Source organism: Microcoleus sp. BROC3 (assembly GCF_036702515.1).
Lineage (GTDB): Bacteria > Cyanobacteriota > Cyanobacteriia > Cyanobacteriales > Microcoleaceae > Microcoleus.
On the sequence record NZ_JAUBTQ010000024.1, the window covers coordinates 93,464 to 113,997 of the forward strand.

Below are 20,534 nucleotides of genomic sequence, written 5' to 3' on the forward strand. Positions count from 1 at the left end.
GTGCCGACTTTTACGGCGGTAGTTGCTCGAACTCCGAGCATCAATTAATCATTCTACGGGTGTTGTTGCACAGAAAATCTTTGAGTTTTAATAACTTTGTCAAATTACCCGTCAATCTCAAATCTCAAATCTCAAATCTCAAATCTCTAATCCGCTGATTTGTCTGGCGACTTCCAAAAACCGCTGCACCGCCGCCGTTGGATCGCTGCGCCAAATCAGAGCGATCGCCACAGTGCAGGTTGATTCTGGTAACGCTTTGTAAACAACCCCGCTGCGCTGGAAATTTTGCATCGACGCCGGGACGATCGCCACTCCCATTTCGGCGGCTACCAGACTCACAATGGTTTGCATTTGAATTGCTTCTTGAGCTGCGATCGGGCTAAAACCAGCTTGTTGACAAAGACTGACGATCGGATCGTACAACCCCGGAGCTAGGGAGCGCGGAAACAAAATGAACGGTTCCGTGGAAAGTTCGCGTAATTCAAGATGCGTGCGATCGGCCGCCGGATGCGTTTCTGGCAGTGCCACGATCAGCGGTTCTCGAAAAACGATTTCAGAATTTATCCCATCTTCCTCAACCGGAGGGCGCACGAAGCCGATATCAATTTGCCCGAACCGCAGCCGCTGCAACTGTTCGTTTGTCGTCAGTTCGTGCAGTTCCAGCTTGACGGCGGGACAGCGAGTGCGAAACGCCTGCAAAATAGCTGGAACCACGTTGTGTGCTGCGGAACTCACAAAGCCGATCGTCAGTTGGCCGAGTTCGCCCCGACTGGTTTGTCGGCCCAGTTGAATTGCTCGATCGACTTGCTGCAGAATTTTCCCGGCTTCCTCGAAAAAAACCTGTCCCGCAGCCGTTAAATGCACCGTCCGCTTGGTGCGGCGAAACAGTTGAAACCCCAACTCTGCCTCTAAATGCTGGATTTGTTGGCTCAGCGGAGGTTGGGCAATATGCAGTTTTTCGGCTGCGCGAGTGAAATTCAATTCCTCTGCAACTGCAATGAAATAACGCAAATGCCGAAGTTCCATAAGTCCCCATGATTTATATTTTAAAAGTATAAGTTGTTAGTTAAACATATATTGGACATTAATGATGATATTTCATACAGTGATTAATAGGCGAAATTGAGAATTAAACAATGGTTAATTTGGATATCAAAATTAGAGAAGCAGATCTGGCAGATTTGGAATTAATTGTGGATTTTATTTCACAAAAAAGCGATTTTGATGGGTCTAAAAATTTGTTGGCAGCAACAGTAGATAAATTGCTGCAAACGTTGTTTTGCCAGCCTCCGCTAGCGCGGGTTTTGTTGGGGGAAGTTGCGGGAAAAGCGGTAGGATTTGCTATGTTTCATTCCTCCTATTCAAGTTTATTGGCGCAGCCGTGTCTTTGGCTTGATGATTTATTTGTGCAAGCTCCTATGCGCGGTATCGGAGTCGGTACAGCGCTGTTAAAGTATTTGGCACAAATTGCTGAGTCAACACATTGCGGGCGGATTGAATGGACTGTTAATACTGGCAATGCGCCGGGGATTGCTTTTTACCAAAAGCAGGGAGCGCGGATTTTGGAAAATATTAGGGTTTGCCGTATTGATGGGAATGCAATTAATCTGCTTGCTGGCAAATAAGTTAATAACGAACCGCGAAAGCGCGTTAGCGCTAGAACGCTAAGAGAAGAAAACAGAAAAGAGAAAAGGAAAGAAGAGAAGAGATGTCAGAAAATTCTTGGAATTCAGCTCTTTATGAGCAAAATCATGCTTTTGTTTGGGAGTACGGGGAATCGCTTTTGGAGTTACTCGCTCCGCAGGCTGGAGAACAAGTTCTAGATTTGGGCTGCGGTACGGGACAGTTAACTGAAAAGATTGCTCAAAGTGGTGCTTTTGTGCAAGGTATTGATTCATCTTTGTCGATGATTTCCACGGCAAAAGTTAATTATCCTCACATCAATTTAGCTGCTGCAGATGCGAGAAATTTTCAAGTAGAATATCCGTTAGATGCTGTGTTTTCTAATGCGGTTTTGCACTGGATTAAACAGCCGGATGCTGTGATTAATTGTGTGGAAAAAGCGCTGAAGCCGGGAGGCCGTTTTGTTGCTGAGTTTGGCGGTAAGGGGAACGTGGGGGCGATCGTCCGGGCACTTTTGAGTGTTTTGTCAGAAATTGGCTGCGAGGAGCCTGAAGCGCTTAATCCTTGGTATTTTCCGAGTATTGGCGAGTATGCTGGGCTTTTGGAAAAGCAGGGATTTGATGTGGGTTATGCGGTTTTGTTCGATCGACCGACTCCCCTAGAAGGTGGCAGCGCGGGTATGGTAAATTGGATTGAGATGTTTGCTGGCGGGTTTTTGTCGGGGTTGTCTGATGATGTGCGATCGCAGGTAATGAACTCCGTTGAAGAGCGTTTGCGATCGGCGCTGTACCGCGATGGTAATTGGATTGCAGATTATCGCCGAATTCGCGTTGTTGCTATCAAAAATTCCTCACGGTAAATCATAGTGATTAGTGATTTCGATCCGATCTTGAAAGCGCTACTACACCCACTTTCGTCCACTCCAAGCGGACTCAAAGAGTAAAGAATTTTACAGGACTTACGCTGCATAGCCAATTTTTACACGACCCATAGTAGTAAGGTGCGTATTTCACACCCTACTACTAGCGTTTCTGCGTAAGCCGTGTAAATATCAGGAGTTAATTTGTGGCTAACAATATGATAAGTTTGTCATGCCACCAGTGATTGTCCTGAACTTAGAAACCCTGAACGGAAACAATCCTGCTTTGAAGTTCATTAGGCGTTACATCCTGTACAAAACCTAAAATCGCGTTAGAATTCTTGACTCTCATTAGAGTTCCTGAATAAACTCCGGTAATTCCGCTTCTGGGTTGAGTTGCTGAAGCAGATCCGCTAAATGTGTCGGCCGGACCTGGAGGGAGTAATGGTTGTAAAGCTTGCGGCCCATCGAACGTATATGTTAATGCCACATTCTGTACCGGCTCCAACACTATATCATTGACCGTTAAGTCACTCGCTAATCCAATGCGATCTAAATCTGGATCAAAGCTTTCGATTATATCACTAGAATTGATATCTGTAGCGGCAGGATCTATTCCCAGAACGCATAAATTATTATTGTCAAACCCACACTCGAAGAAGTCTCTGCCCAAGCCGCCAACCAGAGTGTTATTCCCTTCTCCGTCGGATAACAAATCATTGCCTCTCCCCCCCAATAAAATATCATCGCCAGCGCCTCCAAGAAGCCTATCAGCATCTAGACCGCTACTGAGGGAGTCATTCCCCTCCCCTCCAAACAAGGCATCTTTTCCTTTTCCCCCAAATACAGAATCGTTGCCTGTAAAAGCTCTGAGAATATCTTCACCTTGATTTCCCAGGATTAACTCGCTAGCCTCTGAGCCATCTACTGTATCGTCGCCATCAAGGGCCCAAGCTCCTAAAGGGAAGTTGGTTAGATCTCCAGGAAAAAGTTGAATAAATTCCGAGGTGTTGTCGCCAATTAAGCGCACTATCCCTGATGGATCGGGTTTTAAAGGCATAGTTAAAATCTTTGTGTGTTGGTAGATTACTAACCCTACTTGAGCCAATACTGGCTCACAAGTGGGTCATAATTCAATTAGAACCGTATTCAATATAACTCGAAACGGTATTTTCCAAAAGCATAGCAACAGTCATCGGCCCGATTCCTCCGGGCACCGGCGTGATAAATTCGGCTACTGTTTTAACAGCATTAAAATCAACATCTCCGGCCAAACGACTCGTACCGTCTGGATTGACGACGCGGTTAATACCGACATCAATTACTACCGATCCGGGTTTGACCATATTAGGTGTAATCATTTCTGTGCGGCCGACTGCGGCTATTAAAATATCGGCTTGATTGGTAATCGATTCTAAGTTTTGCGATCGCGAATGAGCTACAGTAACAGTACAATCGGCTTCTAATAGCATCAGCGCCATCGGTTTACCCACCAAAATACTGCGGCCCAAAACAACGGCGTTTTTTCCTTTTAAATCAATCTGGTATTCCTGCAATAACCGCATCACTCCGGCGGGAGTACAACTCCGCAAACCTTCTTCCCCGCGCACCAAGCGGCCTAAATTTACAGGGTGAAGTCCGTCAGCATCTTTGTCGGGGGCAATTTGGTACAGCAGGGCAATTGCATCTAAGTGTTCTGGTAGCGGTAATTGAACTAAAATGCCGTCTACTCGATCGTCCTCGTTGAGTGCACGAATTGCAAGTTCTAGTTCGGCTTGAGTAGCGTTTGCGGGGTAATGCTGGCCGAAGGAAGCTATGCCAACTTTAGCGCAGGCTCGCTCTTTGTTGCGAACATAGGCTGCGCTGGCCGGGTTGTCGCCCACCATCAGCACCGCAAGTCCCGGAGGACGCCCCTTTTGGGGTTGTAGGGCGCGGACTCGATCGCTCAGCTCGCTTTGAATCTTTTGGGCTAAAGCTTTACCATCTAATATGCGAGCAGTTTTGGCTTCCATTGTAGACTGTGGGTTAGGGGTAAGAAACGGCTGACGATTTTAGATTTTAGCTTAAACGCTCACCTGGATCGTGCAGCAGTCTCTTCTGAGTTGCGATCGATTTTTCCAATTCTGTTACAGTAAGTCGTATCTCCAATCTTCTATCATTTGACTAAATGACTACTGTAATTAAGCAAGTTTGGGTTAAAAAAAGCTGCATCGGCTCTTTATCGCTCATATTCGCCAGCGCTTTGTTCAGTTGTGGCAATTTACCTCTGTCTCAACTTAATCTTGGCTTTAATGTCGCTAGCATTGGCGACGTTCAACAAAAGCGGCAAGTCGATGCTGAAGTTTATCTCCGAGGAAAGGTGGAAAATCGCGCTCCGTTTGTCGGGAATGCGGCTTATCAACTTGAGGATGGTACTGGCAGTATTTGGATTTTAACCAAACAAAATTTGCCGCAACTTGGTGATGAAGTGTTGCTTAAAGGCGAAGTCCGGTATAAAAGTATTACGCTGAAGGAATTGGCTGGTAAGGATTTAGGTGAGGTTTATGTTGACGAAATAGAACAGTTAAAGCGCACTCCCAGTTCAGAAAAGGGGAAATAGGCAGAAGGTAATTGGTTGTTTGTTATTTGTTATTTATTAATTGCTCCTTCTTCTGCCTTATTCGTTCTTCGTTCTTCGTTCTTCCTTCTAATTGATGACTAAAATTCACGTTGCGATCGCGATTTTGTACCAAGAAGGCAAGTTTCTATGCCAGTTGCGGGACGATATTCCTAATATTAGGTATCCGGGACATTGGGCTTTGTTTGGCGGACACTTGGAACCTGGAGAAACGCCGGAATTAGCCGTTTTGCGGGAATTGAAAGAAGAAATTAGTTATGCTCCTCCAAGTGTTGCTTTTTTCTGTTGCGATGTCGAAAAAGATGTTATTCGCTACGTTTTTCACGCACCACTTAGTGCGGATGTCAAGGATTTAGTTTTGCTTGAGGGTTGGGATATGAAGTTGTTGACACCGGAGCAGATTCTGGCTGGAAAATGCTTTTCTGAGCAGTCAGGAGATGTGCGACCTTTTGGCATTGCTCACCAACGTATTTTGTTAAATTTTATTGACTCGAACGCAAGCGTGAATATGAAATAGCGTACATTACAATCGCACACAAACCACATATGAAACCTGGCTAGGGCGGCGAGAATGCTCGCCAAATCCCACAGCTCATTCGTTAGTAGGCAAAAAATAGCAACAAGACCCAACAGAAGGTTACGCGCAGATAATGCAACCCTTTAAACTGCCAGAATTTTATATGCCTTGGCCGGCGCGGCTGAACCCAAACCTGGAAACGGCGCGAGTGCATTCCAAGGCATGGGCCTATGAGATGGGCATACTTGGTTCAAAAGAGGAAGCCCAAGGGCAACCTATTTGGGATGAACGCACATTCGATGCCCATGACTACGCCTTGCTTTGCTCCTATACCCATCCAGACGCACCAGCAACGGAGTTAGACCTAGTAACCGACTGGTATGTGTGGGTGTTCTTTTTTGACGATCACTTCCTCGAAATCTATAAGCGCAGTCAAGATCTGGTTGGGGCGAAGGAATACCTCGATCGACTACCCGCATTTATGCCAGTTTACCCGACTCAAGCCCCTCCCGTTCCCACCAACCCAGTAGAGCGAGGCTTGGTCAACCTGTGGTTTCGCACTGCTTTTACCAAGTCTGTGGAATGGCGGCAACGGTTCTTCGATAGTACCAAGCACCTCTTAGAAGAGTCGATGTGGGAACTCGCCAATATCAATCAAAATCGGATTGCCAACCCGATCGAATATATCGAGATGCGGCGCAAAGTCGGCGGCGCACCTTGGTCGGCCCATCTCGTCGAACACGCTGCGTTTGTAGAAGTTCCGGCTAAAATTGCCGCCACTCGACCGATGCGAGTCCTGAAAGACACATTTTCCGATGGAGTGCACCTTCGCAACGATCTATTCTCGTACCAGAGAGAAGTGGAAGATGAAGGTGAAAATTCCAATTGTGTGCTTGTGCTTGAGAAATTCCTCAACGTTGACGCCCAAGAGGCCGCTAACATCACCAACGATTTGCTCACCTCGCGGTTACACCAGTTTGAGAACACCGCAATCACTGAACTTCCCCTACTCTTTGCAGAGCAAGGTATAGACCCCGTACAGCAGGTAAACGTTCTCCTCTATATCAAAGGACTTCAGGATTGGCAGTCGGGCGGCCATGAGTGGCACATGAGATCGAGCCGCTACATGAACGAAGAAGCGGAAAATTCTTCAGCCACAGGGCGATTGGCGATCGGCCCCACAGGGCTGGGAACTTCCCTGGCGAGGATTTTCGATTTACCGAGGGATACCAAGCGTCCAGGAGGATTGAAGACACCGGAGAAAGTCAAGGACGAGTTTACATACGAGTTTGAATTTCCCAACTTTTATATGCCGTTCTCAGCCCAGGTCAACCCCCACCTGGAAGCAGCCCGCGTGCATATCAAGGCGTGGGCAGGTGCCATGGGGATGTTAAGCCCCGTAGAGGATACACTCAACCTTGGCATCTGGGACGAACGCAGGTTCGACTCAATGGATCTCGGTTTCTTCGCAGCAGCAACCAATCCAGATATGACCGTTCTGCAACTGGAACTGGTGGCCGATTGGTGTGTCTGGATGTTCTTCGAGGATGACTACTTCCAGGAAAGATATAAACGCCCTCGGGATCTAGTGGGGGCTAAAGATTTTATCAACCGAATACCAGCCTTCATGCCAGTGGACTTAACCCCACCCCCTGTGCCAACCAACCCATTGGAAAGGGCTTTGATCGATCTGTGGCCGCGCACCGCCTCCCACCTGCCGCTGGAATGGCGGCAAAAGTTTGCTAACCATATGCAAAACTACGTTGATGGGGAATGGTGGGAAATTAGCAATGTCGTCCAAGATCGAGTCCCTGAACCAGTTGATTACGTTGAGATGCGTCGCCAGACTGCTGCCGGAGACATTACGATCGCCCTGGCTCAATATGACCTCAGCGAGGACATCCCGCCGGAAGTTCACTCTAGCCGACAGATACAATCGCTAAACCACATCACAATTGATTGGATCGGTTTATCAAACGACATTGTTTCCTACCGGAAAGAAATGGAGTTTGAAGGCGGAATCCACAATAGCGTGTTAGTCATCAAGCGATTTCTTGACTGCCCTTTACAGGAATCGGTCAACATTGTTAACAATCTCTTGACCGCTCGATTGAATGAGTTTGAACATATCGCCGCCGAACTACCAAATCTATTTGACCAGCTAAACCTAGACGCAAATGCCCGCCAGCAATGCCTTGCCTATGTCAAAAGATTGAAGATTTGGATGGCGGGTAATTTTGTTTGGACTCAAAAAACTCGCCGCTATATTGACTTTCCTTCCCCCAATCTTCCGAAGGCACGGCCAGGAGTCAGCACTCCCAAATGGCTCGGAAATTCAGCTTTCAATATCGGCTCTTTCGTCGGTACGAGCAATCCTTTTGTCAATAATCGCTAGACAAGACTTGAGTATAGTTTAGACACAAATTATGCAACCATTTAAACTGCCAGATTTTTATATGCCTTGGCCGGCACGGCTGAACCCAAACCTGGAAGCAGCGCGAGTTCATTCCAAGGCGTGGGCTTACGATATGGGCATACTTGGCTCAAAAGAGGAAGCCCAAGGGCAACCTATTTGGGACGAACGCAAATTCGATGCCCATGACTACGCTTTACTTTGCTCTTACACCCATCCAGACGCACCAGGGACGGAACTTGACCTAGTAACGGACTGGTATGTGTGGGTATTCTTTTTTGACGATCACTTTCTGGAAATCTATAAGCGCAGTCAAGATCTGGTTGGGGCGAAGGAATACCTCGATCGACTACCGGCATTTATGCCGATTTTCCCTGACGAAACCCCTCCCGTTCCCACCAACCCAGTAGAGCGCGGTTTGTTAAACCTCTGGTCTCGCACTGCCTTTACCAAGTCTGTGGAATGGCGGCGACGATTCTTTGAGAGTACCAAACACCTCTTAGATGAGTCGATGTGGGAACTCGCCAATATCAATCAAAATCGGATTGCCAACCCGATCGAATATATCGAGATGCGGCGCAAAGTCGGTGGCGCACCCTGGTCAGCCCATCTCGTCGAACACGCTGCGTTTGTAGAAGTTCCAGCTAAAATTGCCGCCACTCGACCGATGCGAGTCCTGAAAGACACATTTGCCGATGGAGTGCATCTTCGCAACGACCTGTTCTCCTACCAGAGAGAAGTGGAAGAGGAAGGTGAAAATTCCAACTGCGTGTTGGTTTTGGAGCGTTTCTTGAATATTAGTACCCAAGAGGCGGCTAATCTCACCAACGAGCTGCTGAACTCGCGGTTATATCAGTTTGACAACACTGCTGTTACCGAGTTGCCCTCCCTCTTTGAGGAGCACGGAGTAGACCCCGTAGAACGTGCGAACGTTCTCCTTTACATCAAAGGACTTCAGGATTGGCAGTCTGGCGGTCACGAGTGGCACATGAGATCGAGCCGCTACATGAACGAGGAAGCGGGTAATTCTGCGACACCGACGCTGAATCTAGGGCCCACAGGATTAGGCACCTCGGGTTTGCGGTTGGAATCGTTGTACACCACCTTGGGTTTAGGAAGGTTCAATAGCTTTACTCACGTTCCCTACCAGGCTGTAGGGCCCGTGAAATTGCCTAAGTTTTATATGCCCTTCTCTACCACTTTGAATCCCAATCTGGATAAGGCCCGGAAGCATTCTAAGGAATGGGCGCGCCAGATGGGGATGCTGGACGAGCTACCGGGCATTCCTGATGGCTTTATCTGGAATGACCACAAGTTTGATGTTGCCGATGTCGCCCTATGCGGCGCGTGGATTCATCCCAAAGGGTCTGAGGATGAGCTAAATCTGACAGCGTGCTGGCTGGTGTGGGGAACCTATGCTGACGATTACTTCCCAGCAATCTACGGAAACAACCGAGACATAGTTGGTGCGAAAGTGTTCAACGCCCGAATGTCGGTCTTCATGCCTCTCGACAACTCCACCCCTCCAGCCGTACCAACTAATCCGGTGGAACGGGGTTTAGCGGATATTTGGTCTCGGACTGCTGGCCCCATGTCCCTCACCGCGCGGACTGAGTTCCGCCGTGCGATTCAGGACATGACTGACAGTTGGGTGTGGGAACTCGCCAACCAGCTCCAAAATCGGATTCCTGACCCGATCGATTATATTGAGATGCGCCGTAAGACGTTCGGCTCGGATTTGACGATGAGCCTGTCCCGACTAGCCCAGGGCGGCGAGATCCCGATGGAGATTTACTACAGCCGGCCGATACGATCGCTGGAAAATTCAGCGGCAGACTTTGCCTGTTTCACTAACGATATCTTCTCCTACCAGAAAGAAATTGAATTCGAGGGCGAAATCCATAACGTCGTGCTGGTTGTGCAGAATTTCCTCAACTGCGATATACCCCAGGCTGTCGAGATTGTGAACAATCTGATGACCGATCGGGCAAAACAGTTTCAACACATTGTTGCCACTGAATTGCCTGCTCTATTCGACGATTTCAATCTGGATGAAAGTACCCGCAAGAAACTGCTCGGATACGTTGAAAAATTAGAAAATTGGATGTGCGGGGTACTGAAGTGGCATATCAAGGTAGACCGCTATAAGGAATTTGAATTGCGTAATAGTGCTTCCCCGATAGCGCGAGTGCTCGGCGGCCCCACAGGACTTGGCACCTCGGCTGCACGTATCACTTCGTCGATCGGTGCCGGGAGGAATTTTGTCAGTAATGGGTCTAGCAATTAAAACCCTTCTGTAAGAGAATAGGTCTTGCTGCTGCAAGTTCTTTTGTCAGCATTCGGTCATGTAAACCAGCATTGTTTTTGGACTAATTTGACTAACTAGATATTTGAGGATTAAGTTGTGACGTATTCTAATGATCCCGGTACAGATGTTGAACGTCATCAGCGCCACTTAAGTTTGGGGACAGCCGCCGCCCGTAATTTGGCAACGACCACCAAATCTGCACCGCAAATGCAGGAGATTACCTCCCGGTGGTTGTTGAAGCTATTGCCGTGGGTGCAGACGAAGGGCGGTGTGTTTCGAGTCAACCGTCGGTTGAGTTATACCGTCGGTGATGGGCGCGTCACTTTCACCAACACCGGAGCGACGGTGCAGGTGATTCCCCGCGAACTTACTGAGTTGCCATTGCTGCGAGGGTTTGACAACGTTGACGTGTTAACTGCGTTGGCAAACCAGTTTGTGCAGCGGGAGTACGTCGCCGGCGATACGATCGTCGAGATTGGTCAGCCTGCCGATCGGGTGATCCTGATTGCTCATGGCAAGGTGAACAAGATTGGTGTTGGCAAGTATGGCGAGGAAATCGTGTTCGATGTGCTCGCCGACGGCGACCATTTCGGCGATGAAACTGTGGTGGAGTCCGAGGACATCTGGCAGTACACCCTCAAAGCGATTACCAGATGCACGGTTTTGTCGCTGTCGGAACAGGTGTTTGAGCAGTTGATCGACCAGTCCGAGGATTTGCGAACTCATGTTGAGCAGTTCCGCGAGCGCCTGAGACAGCCACAAACAGCCCAAGGTGAAGCAGCCATTGAGGTGGCAACGGGTCATGCTGAAGAGACTCCATTGGCAGGAACCTTTGTTGATTACGAGATTGCACCCCGGGAATATGAATTGAGCCTCGCCCAAACCGTGTTGCGGATAAGTACCCGGGTAGCGGATCTGTACAACGAACCGATGAACCAGACGGAACAACAACTGCGGCTGACCGTCGAGGCATTACGCGAACGTCAAGAAGACGAAATGATCAACAACCCCGATTTTGGGTTGTTGCACAACGCTGACCTCAGACAGCGCATCTACTCCCGCGGTGGCACACCCACCCCCGACGACCTCGACGAACTGCTGGCTACGGTATGGAAGGAGCCATCGTTCTTCCTAGCTCACCCCCGCACGATCGCAGCCTTCGGTCGGGAGGCAAACCGCCTGGGCATCTATCCACAAAGCGTAGATGTGAACGGCGCTCAAGTGACGGCTTGGCGCGGCGTACCCATATTCCCCTGCAGCAAGATCCCCATCACCAAGGCCCGCACCAGTTCTATCATCTTGATGCGCACTGGCCTGGAAAAACAAGGAGTGATCGGCTTACATCAAACGGGTATCCCCGACGAATACCAACCCAGCCTCTCTGTCCGCTTCATGGGTATCAGCGAACAAGCCATCATCTCCTACCTCGTCACTGCTTACTACTCCGCAGCCGTCCTAGTACCCGACGCACTCGGCATTCTGGAAGATGTCGAAATCGGCCGCTAAGCATTCGTGAGAAGTTAAGGTAAACGGCTTTTGTCAATGAGTAATTACGATCGAATTTAAGCGTAATTACTCATTGACAAAAGTCTTATTGCTTTAACCTCTTAACTATTTGAGCAGGCATTTTTGTGAGTAACTAGAGGATGAGGTAATGACGTATTCTAATGATCCCGGTTTAGAGGTTGAGCGTCACCAGCGCCACCTGAGTTTGGGTACAGCGGCCGCCAGAAATTTGGCAACAACAACCAAATCTGCACCGCAGATGCAGGAAATTACATCGCGGTGGTTGTTGAAGATGTTGCCGTGGGTGCAGACGAAGGGTGGTACTTATCGGGTGAACCGTCGGTTGACCTATACGGTGGCTGATGGCAAGCTAAGTTTCACCAACACCGGATCTGTGGTGGAGGTAATTCCCCAAGAACTTTGTCAGTTGCCATTGCTGCGAGGGTTTAACGACACTGGGGTGTTGAGCGCGTTGGCAAGTAGGTTTGTGCAACAGGAGTTCGTGCCTGGTGACATCATAGTGCAGTCAGGTCAGGCAGCCGATCGGCTTTTCCTGATCGCTCATGGCAAGGTCAACAAGGTGGCTGTTGGCAAGTATGGCGATGAACCTTTGCTGGATATGCTGGCAGATGGCGACCATTTCGGCGATGAAACTGTGGTGGAGTCAGAAAGCACTTGGAAGTTCACAATCAAGGCTGTTACCCGATGCACGGTATTGGCGCTACCACAACAGGCGTTTCGGGAACTGCTCAACCAGTCGGGGGCGTTGCAGGCTCAGGTTGAACAGTTTAGGACTCGTGCCGAACAACCACAGAACAAGCAGGGCGAAGCTTCGATCGCATTGTCTGCCGGTCATCTTGCGGAAACCCAGTTGCCAGGGACTTTCGTTGATTACGAACTCTCACCCCGCGAATATCAATTGAGCCTTGCCCAGACTGTGTTGCGGGTGAATACTCGCGTCGCGGATCTGTACAACGAACCGATGAATCAGACGGAACAACAACTGCGGCTGACTATTGAGTCATTGCGGGAACGTCAAGAACACGATTTGATCAACAACCGGGAATTCGGGTTGCTGCACAATGCTGACCTGAAACAGCGTATCTACACCCGCAGCGGTCCTCCCACCCCCGACGATCTTGATGAATTGATTACTCGTCGGAGGAAGTCGAAGTTCTTCCTGGCTCATCCCCGCACTATTGCCGCCTTCGGTCGGGAGTGCAACCGCCGGGGCATCTACCCAGAAAGCATTGACATGGATGGAACCAAGGTAATCACTTGGCGCAATACACCCATTCTTCCCTGTAACAAGATCCCAATTACCAAGAACCAGACCAGTTCTATCTTGGTGTTGCGGACTGGTGAGGAAGATCAGGGCGTGATCGGCCTGCACCAAACTGGTATCCCCGACGAATACCAACCTGGCCTGTCTGTCCGATTCATGGGCATCAACGAAAAGGCCCTTATTTCCTACCTCGTCACCGCCTACTACTCGGCAGCCGTTCTTGTTCCCGACGCCCTCGGTATCCTTGAAGATGTTGAAATCGGGCGCTAGGAGGGTATATTTATTGAGAAGTTTCTGTTGCAAAAATTGTCCGATCGGACACCCCCGCGGCTTCCGCTAAATCCCGATCGGTAGCCAAGAAAACCTTCACTCAGCAACGCCAGAACTCCCACACTACTCTAGCCAGTATCATTACTTTAGGACTTACGGAAGTGTAACAAGTAGTAAGGTGCTCTACTATCCCAAACTTTCGATCGTCGCCCTATAACGAAAGTAGTAGAGCACTCTACAAGTCAATAGAAGTGTGCCAGTTGCATAAGTCTTATACTTGTTAGGCACTACCAAATTTCAAAATAAGAGTAGGCGGACATCAATACAAACAATATCAAGAAACCCGGTTTTTGTAGGCAATCCCCCCGTGGTTGCCATAGGGTTTCTTTGCAGTCTTTACCGAGCCGCAATCATTCCTGTTTGGCGCGCGTAGTCAAACAGCCCTCCGGCATCAATCACTGGCCCGACATCTCCTAAAGGCTTGAGGGAGCAAGTTAGATTTTGAGTGTGGTTGATAATTCGATCGTTCGCAAAGTCGATCGTCACTTCTTGGCCCGTTACAAATAAGTCGCAGAGTCGATCGACAGATTCGATCGGGTACAATTCGCCAGTAGCCGAGCAATTGCGAAAGAAAATGCGTGCGTAAGACAAAGCCACCACTGCTTTAACGCCGGCGGCCCCCAGAGCGATCGGAGCGTGCTCCCGCGAAGAACCGCAGCCAAAATTTTCGCCCGCTATTATAATCGGATACCGGGTTTTCTGTTCGCCGGATTCGATAAACTTACCGTAGCGATCGGGCAACCCAATCATCGCATAACTGCCTAGTTTCTCGTACTCGTCCGGCTTCGAGGGAACCAGGGTCAGGTATTCGGCCGGGATAATTTGATCTGTATCGATGTTGTCGTCTACAACAAAAATTTGACCGCTAATTACTTTACCCATAGTTTATTTCCTGTTAGCCTCGCTCGATGTTGTGGTGATAATTTTAAGTGGATCGGTATGCAAGATTTGCATCTGTTCATTTTAACCTGGCAGTGTCAGTGATAACCTGTATGAGTAAAAATTAAATCCGAGACTTTGGGTTAACAATTAACTGATTGCTAAGCGTCAAGATAGTTTTATGACCAATCCAATTGATGACATTGCTCGACAAGCTCGCGAGGGCTCGGTTGCATCGATTATTCAAATCCTTAATGACGAACTCGCACAGGTAGGCGTGAGGGCCAGAGCCGTGTTTGCAGAGGGGGTGCTGCAACTGCTGTGCGAAGCTGCAACACCCCAACTGCTCGAACAGTCTAGTTTGGTCGATCGAGTCCGAGAAATTTTGGAGGGCATTTCGCCCCGCAATATTCGCCGAGTCAACATCAACAGTCGGCTTGTCCGAGAACACCAACTGCTGTGGCTCGAAGAAATTAGCCGCGATCCCGAGAATCAACTGTTGTGGTCTCAAGAAGTTAAACTCAGAAAGCCCAATTTGTTTAAGCGTCTGGCCACCGCCCATCACGAACGCCAAGCTCTGGCAGGGAAGCGGGGTTTGCCGAGAATAGCTGTACCTCGCTCGATGCAGCAACCGCGGCAATTTGAGCGCGGTATCGTCGGTGGCATCAGCTTGACCGTGCTGTTGCTCGGGGCAGCGGCCGCCATCTACAAAGGGCTTAATTCCCAAGTGCTAAACAGCACGCAAGCCACAACCCAAGCAGTTGCCACTGCCCCTCCCTCGGAGGCAAAACCTGCTGTGAAAATTTCTCAGGAGACGGCTAATTCTGCAGTTGACTCTTTTGCACAAGCAGTGCGAGTCGCCTCGCAAGCAGCTACCGACGGCAAAACCGCTCAATCTCGCGAGGATTGGTTATTCGTAGCTGCTAAGTGGCAGCAAGCTTCGGATTTGATGGCCGCCGTGCCCTCCCAGCATCCACGCTACACAACGGCTCTGAACCGGACGGTACTTTACCGCCAAAATAGCGATAAAGCCCAACAGGAAGCACAAAATAAGTAAGCAGGTAAGTCGGATAAATTTAACAAGAGAGTTGGCTCGGCTGCGGTAGGAGTTGTGAAAAATGAGTTTTTGAGCAAAAACTCGAAAACTCTCAAATATCTTATGAGTGATAATTTTTTGATTTTGAATTTTTGCGATCGGCGTCACTCGATCGGCAGATTTGTATCACAATAAAAATTTGTTAGGCTCACAAACTTAAATAGGAAACATCACAGAGTGAGGAGAGGGGTGTCACTAAGCGGTCTCTAGAAAAGCTTCATACTACCAATAACGGTCAAAATTAGCGGGAATATGATTTATCCTCATCCGGTAAAGGATGGTAAAGTTCATCCCCTACAGATCGAAGGGTAGAAAACAGGAAATATAGAACTAGGTAAGATCTGGGTATATTTTCACGTATCTAGTGACCCGCCGACAGGCTGCGCAAACACAGAAAGCAGGCTCATAACAGTCAAGCCGACAGTTATGGATAGGTTCTCTATGTGCAGCGGGAGCCGCCTCAAACATCTTAGAATAAAGGCTTGGTTGCCATGATCGATCGCCAGGGAAATCAAGACTTTACTTCGATCGACAGATTGTCGTTAGAGTCTTGCACTTTGCTTCTACCACAAATCCCAGAACCACTATCAGTCCAAAAATTTCTGGATCGTCTTATGCAGTACCAGGTCGATCCTGCCCTTCTCGGGCGACAAATTTGCCAAATTCTCGCGACCAGCTTCGATCGAGAAATCCTGCTGCTGCAAATAGCAAATACTTTGGGCGTTGCTTGTCAGGCAGATTTCTGTTTGGTTGCTGCTGTGGTTGACCAGAAAGTAGTAAATCCGAATGCTTGCTGGCAAAATAGAAGCGATCGCCCAAATGCTGGCGGTGCAGCAGCGGATTCAACTCCAACACCGGAACACCTCCAAACCACAAAATTAAAATCGCCTAGCATATCACTCGAACATCCCGTCTTGGCAAACGTGCTAGCAGACGGCGAGATAGTGGCGATAGCCGACTATCTCGATAGTCCGGCACCTTCATCGCCCAATTCCTCTGTGACACCGCTGCCTTTTCGAGCAATTTTGGCAGGGCCTGCGCGATTTGGAGGGGCTGTAAATGGCATGATGATTGTGGGTAAGTCGCAACCTCACGAGTGGTCGGCAGGCGATCGGCAGCGTCTTGAAGCAGCATCAGATGCGATCGGCATCGCGATTTATCAGATTCAAAAAAATCAAGAAATTGCAAATTTAAATCAACAGTTACAGCAACAAACTAAATACAAAAATCTCATCGGAGCAGTTGCTACATCGCTCGATACGAGTTCCGAACTCGATCGAGTTTTGCAACAAGTTCTTGAAAATACCGTCGATACCCTGGAAGTAGATAGAGGTCAAATCCTGCTGTTGAAATATACAGACTCTATCTTAAAGCCTTCCGCCCCCAATCAAACACCCAAAGCAAAAATTGTATTAGTTTGCGAATCTGTTTTGACAAAAAATGAAATAAAACAAGCAATAGAACAAAGCGAGGCGGCGAAACAAAGCTCGACAGCCAAAACAAAAAATAAGGAGAAAACTGCTAATTCTAAATCCACAACTCCCAACTCAAAACCAAATAACTTTTCCGCTTTTTGGATGTCGGAATCGAATTTGTGCGAAAAAGCATTCCACAGCGCACCCAAACCCCTCGCCCTCGCTGACGCAGGCGAATTAATCGGCAAGGAACAACACAGCACCGCAGAAATCTTGAAACTCGAAGGCATTCGCGCCATGCTGTTGGTTCCCCTCACGGGCGATCGCTCCCAGGAAACCGTCTTGGGGTTCTTGATTTTGCAGCACTCCCAGCAGCGCGCTTGGATACCTGAAGAATTGGAAGTTCTAGAATTAGTCGGCGCTCAAGCGAGCAGGGCGATTATCCAAACTCAAACGCTCAAGGAAGCGCAAACCCTAGTCGAAGACAGAAGCGCTCAGTTGCAGCAAAGTCTCGACGTGCAGGCGAAACTTTACGAACAATCTGCCATTCAACTAGAGCAACTGCGCAAATTGAAGCTAATTAAAGACGAGTTTCTCAGCACTATGAGTCACGAGTTGCGCACCCCTTTAACAATCATGAAGCTGGCGATTCTGATGCTCAAACAAGCTGAAGGGCCGTTGGCGAGTCGGGCTAAGTATCTCGACATTCTAGAGCAGCAGTGTTCTAAGCAAACCTCTCTGGTTAACGATTTGCTGGCCCTCAAGCAGTTTGAGCCTCAACAAGCCCCTATTTCTCTACTCAAAATCGATCTCAAGCGTTTAATTCAAGATTTAGCTGGGGATTTTGAGAAACAGTGGGTCGATAAGGAATTGACTCTGAAGGTGGATTTGCCCAAGTTTGCCCCTTGCTTGGAAACCGATCCGGACAGTCTCAAGCGGGTGCTGCTGGAACTGCTGACAAATGCTGGAAAATACTCGGCTTCTGGAACGGCCGTAGTTTTCGAGGCGTCTGAGGCGGCCGACTGTATTGTCCTGAGCGTTTCTAATTTGGGGCCAGGCATTTCTGCTGCTGATTTGCCCCACATCTTTGAAAAGTTCCGCCGCGGTACTGGCATTACTGACCAAGCTATCGCCGGTACGGGTTTGGGTCTGGCGCTGGTAAAGTGTTTAGTGCAGCACTTGAATGGTACTATTGATGTGTCTAGCTGTCCGGCAGAAAGTTCAGAACCTGACAAGTTGTGGCGCACATCTTTTACTCTGACTCTGCCGCAATTTGCAGCGGAACTTTGTAATCTAGAAGAATAGTTGGGTGGAGAAGCGGCCCTTAATTGGCAGCGAACAGGCGAAGACTTGCCAGAAGAGGGAGATTTGGAAATATTGCAAACGCTATAAAATCCTCCTTTTTGATTTGTTTTTCTGGTTGCCGGTCTACATTGTCGATTCTCCATTGCTAGTTCTCCCCAGAACTTATATGATGTCCACTTATTTGCCCCTAATTAGTGCGTGTTTGTAGTGAGTACGATCGTCCTCTATTTATGAATTAATCAGGACAGTCCTGGACGCAAAAACCCGGTTTGTTGACGTAATTTGGTCATATACGCTCGATCGCGACAACGAGAAACCGGGTTTTTTGGGAAGCGCGCCTCCAGGACCGAAGAACTTGCATTCCTTACGACGAACTTAATTATGATTGTATAACTGGAGATGATATCACCCAGTATTGACCAAAGAAACCGGGTTTATTAACTGTTTCAAAAGCCTGCAACGCGTCTTGTCGTACAAGCCTGTTTTTGCGTCCAGGAATGTCATATAAAAATTGTCGCGGTGCATGGAACTCGATCGCCCTTATTATGCTCACAAAAGCTGCACCTAAAACCCTGCGTTGGCAACGTTCTAAATATTCGCCGCTGGCACGACAAATAGACGTTTTTGCAGCGGCGGGAAAGTTTATGTTTTTTTTGTGGTGGGATGGACTGCTGCAAAATAATTCTCCTCATACTAGAAGAATTCGCGCTCATTGGTTGGTCAATACTTTGCTGAATTTAGGCCCGACTTTTATTAAAATCGGGCAGTCTCTCTCGACTCGGGCAGATTTGCTGCCGCTTGAGTATGTGAAGGAACTCGAACAGTTGCAGGATCGGGTTCCTCAGTTTAGTTCCGAAGAGGCGATCGCTCTTGTAGAATCAGAGTTAGGCAAGGATATTTATGCTTTGTACCGCGATTTTGACCCCTCGCCGATTGCTGCTGCGAGTTTGGGACAGGTGCACAAAGCGAGGCTGCACACCGGGGAAGATGTGATTGTCAAGGTGCAGCGTCCGGGTTTGGAAAGTTTATTTGATTTGGATGTGAAGGCGGTTCGCCAAGTGATGCGTTTTTGCGATCGCTATTTGCCTGGGACGCGCAAGTACGATCTCGAATCTATTTATCACGAGTTTTTTAAGATTTTATATCAAGAAATTGACTACGTGCAAGAAGGTAAAAATTCCGACCGCTTTAGCCATAATTTTCGAGAATATCCTCAGGTTATTGTCCCGAAAGTCTACTGGCAATACACGACTAAAAAAGTGCTGACTGTAGAATACGCACCAGGAATTAAGGTAGACGACCGCATTAGTTTAGAGGCGATAGGACTAGATATTGCGAAGCTCAATCAACTCGGAATTTGCTGTTATTTGAAGCAGTTGTTAATTGACGGTTTTTTTCAAGCTGACCCGCATCCGGGAAATTTGGCGGTGACAGAAGATGGCAGCTTGATTTTTTACGATTTTGGGATGATGGCTGAGGTTAAGTCTCTGGCTAAAGACCAAATGGTCAAGACTTTTTTTGCTGTCCTGAGAAAGGATACTGACGAGGTACTCAATACTTTAATTACTATGGGCTTGGTTGAGCCAATGCCGGATATGATGCCGGTGCGCAGGCTGATTGCTTTTTTGTTGGATAAGTTTATTGATAAGCCGATCGACTTTCAAGCTTTTAATGAAATTAAGAACGAACTTTACATTATGTTCGAGCAGCAACCGTTTCGCTTGCCAGCAGAAATGATGTTTATTGTCAAGTCGGTGACGACTCTCGACGGCATTGCTAGAACTCTCGACCCTCACTACAATTTCATAGCATCCGCTCAGCCTTTTGTCAAGAGTATTGCGGTGAGCAAGGGGCGGGGAAATGCGATCGGAGAATTGGCAAGGCAAGCGCGAAGTTTTATTACATATAAGTTGCAGCAGCCAAGTAAAGCGGAAGTTTTTTTCAAACGTTTAGAGAAGCGGATAGAAGATGGCGAGTTGCAAATTAGAGTGCGAAATATCGAGAGCGAAAGAGCCTTGAAACGGATTAATTTAGCTCTGAAAACTTTAATTTTTGCTTGTCTGACTGGTTTTGTGTTTCTGTCGGGTGCTGTGCTGCTGGCGGGCGGATATCAAACGGGGGCGATCGCAGCTTTTGCGGTTTCGGGATTCGGCGGCTTGTTTGTGTTGCGATCGCTGTTAGATTTGTTGGTTAGGGAAAAGCTCGATCGAATGGTCGATCGATAAATATACTTGGTAATTCGGAATTGCGATCGCAGTCAATCGATTTGAGATTTGAGATTTGAGATTTTCGATTGACCCCACGGATAAATGCGGGGGCTTGAGGATTTTCGATTTTCGATTTTGGATTGATTCCACGGATAAATCACGTGGCGGGTACCA

General features: G+C 48.2%; 16 protein-coding genes. 11 read left to right on the forward strand and 5 right to left on the reverse strand.

The window, feature by feature from the left end; all coding sequences use genetic code 11:
- Positions 1-138 precede the first annotated feature (138 nt).
- Positions 139-1,026 (reverse strand): LysR family transcriptional regulator, encoded by an 888-nt coding sequence (locus tag QUB30_RS17055; RefSeq protein WP_333335361.1) that lies wholly within the window; start codon positions 1,024-1,026, stop codon positions 139-141.
- Between the two features lie 110 nt (positions 1,027-1,136).
- Between QUB30_RS17055 and QUB30_RS17060 the strand changes: the two genes are divergently transcribed.
- Both QUB30_RS17060 and QUB30_RS17065 read left to right on the forward strand, forming a co-directional pair.
- A complete protein-coding gene (locus QUB30_RS17060; protein WP_333335364.1) occupies positions 1,137-1,625 on the forward strand; it encodes a GNAT family N-acetyltransferase in 489 nt (162 codons plus the stop codon).
- An 83-nt stretch (positions 1,626-1,708) separates the two neighbouring features.
- Positions 1,709-2,482, forward strand: coding sequence for a methyltransferase domain-containing protein (locus QUB30_RS17065; protein WP_333335367.1), 774 nt, complete (start codon positions 1,709-1,711; stop codon positions 2,480-2,482).
- Between the two features lie 256 nt (positions 2,483-2,738).
- On the opposite strand, the gene QUB30_RS17070 is transcribed toward QUB30_RS17065, so the two are convergent.
- Entirely contained in the window at positions 2,739-3,542 is an 804-nt protein-coding gene (locus tag QUB30_RS17070; RefSeq protein ID WP_333335371.1) for a calcium-binding protein, read from the reverse strand.
- 73 nt (positions 3,543-3,615) lie between these two features.
- Positions 3,616-4,494, reverse strand: a complete 879-nt coding sequence (gene folD, locus QUB30_RS17075) for a bifunctional methylenetetrahydrofolate dehydrogenase/methenyltetrahydrofolate cyclohydrolase FolD (protein ID WP_333335374.1) — start codon at positions 4,492-4,494, stop codon at positions 3,616-3,618.
- A gap of 155 nt (positions 4,495-4,649) precedes the next feature.
- On the opposite strand from folD, the gene QUB30_RS17080 reads away from it, so the two are divergent.
- The 6 genes from QUB30_RS17080 (at position 4,650) to QUB30_RS17105 (ending at position 13,398) form a co-directional block, all read left to right on the forward strand.
- A complete protein-coding gene (locus tag QUB30_RS17080; protein WP_333335377.1) occupies positions 4,650-5,081 on the forward strand; it encodes a DNA-binding protein in 432 nt (143 codons plus the stop codon).
- A 94-nt stretch (positions 5,082-5,175) separates the two neighbouring features.
- Complete coding sequence (locus QUB30_RS17085) at positions 5,176-5,616, forward strand: NUDIX hydrolase (RefSeq protein ID WP_333335380.1); 441 nt, start codon at positions 5,176-5,178, stop codon at positions 5,614-5,616.
- 133 nt (positions 5,617-5,749) lie between these two features.
- On the forward strand, positions 5,750-8,011 hold the full coding sequence (locus tag QUB30_RS17090; protein WP_333335383.1) for a terpene synthase family protein: 2,262 nt from the start codon (positions 5,750-5,752) through the stop codon (positions 8,009-8,011).
- 31 nt (positions 8,012-8,042) lie between these two features.
- Positions 8,043-10,316 carry a family 2 encapsulin nanocompartment cargo protein terpene cyclase gene (locus QUB30_RS17095; RefSeq protein ID WP_333335386.1) on the forward strand — a complete coding sequence of 758 codons (2,274 nt, stop codon included), beginning with the start codon at positions 8,043-8,045 and terminating at the stop codon, positions 10,314-10,316.
- 117 nt (positions 10,317-10,433) lie between these two features.
- On the forward strand, positions 10,434-11,843 hold the full coding sequence (locus tag QUB30_RS17100) for a family 2B encapsulin nanocompartment shell protein (RefSeq protein ID WP_333335388.1): 1,410 nt from the start codon (positions 10,434-10,436) through the stop codon (positions 11,841-11,843).
- A gap of 148 nt (positions 11,844-11,991) precedes the next feature.
- Positions 11,992-13,398, forward strand: coding sequence for a family 2B encapsulin nanocompartment shell protein (locus tag QUB30_RS17105; RefSeq protein WP_333335391.1), 1,407 nt, complete (start codon positions 11,992-11,994; stop codon positions 13,396-13,398).
- A 396-nt stretch (positions 13,399-13,794) separates the two neighbouring features.
- On the opposite strand, the gene QUB30_RS17110 is transcribed toward QUB30_RS17105, so the two are convergent.
- Positions 13,795-14,340 carry a LeuD/DmdB family oxidoreductase small subunit gene (locus tag QUB30_RS17110; protein ID WP_333335394.1) on the reverse strand — a complete coding sequence of 182 codons (546 nt, stop codon included), beginning with the start codon at positions 14,338-14,340 and terminating at the stop codon, positions 13,795-13,797.
- A 178-nt stretch (positions 14,341-14,518) separates the two neighbouring features.
- Between QUB30_RS17110 and QUB30_RS17115 the strand changes: the two genes are divergently transcribed.
- From QUB30_RS17115 to QUB30_RS17125, 3 genes are all read left to right on the forward strand, one after another.
- Positions 14,519-15,394: a hypothetical protein gene (locus QUB30_RS17115; RefSeq protein WP_333335397.1), complete on the forward strand. Its 876-nt coding sequence runs from the start codon at positions 14,519-14,521 to the stop codon at positions 15,392-15,394.
- A gap of 653 nt (positions 15,395-16,047) precedes the next feature.
- A complete protein-coding gene (locus QUB30_RS17120; protein ID WP_333335399.1) occupies positions 16,048-18,153 on the forward strand; it encodes an ATP-binding protein in 2,106 nt (701 codons plus the stop codon).
- 545 nt (positions 18,154-18,698) lie between these two features.
- Positions 18,699-20,378 (forward strand): AarF/ABC1/UbiB kinase family protein, encoded by a 1,680-nt coding sequence (locus QUB30_RS17125; protein WP_333335429.1) that lies wholly within the window; start codon positions 18,699-18,701, stop codon positions 20,376-20,378.
- Here QUB30_RS17125 and QUB30_RS17130 read toward each other — a convergent pair.
- A partial coding sequence (locus QUB30_RS17130; protein WP_333335402.1) for a hypothetical protein occupies positions 20,331-20,534 on the reverse strand: 204 nt, incomplete at its 5' end. The two genes, QUB30_RS17125 and QUB30_RS17130, sit on opposite strands and share 48 nt — an antisense overlap.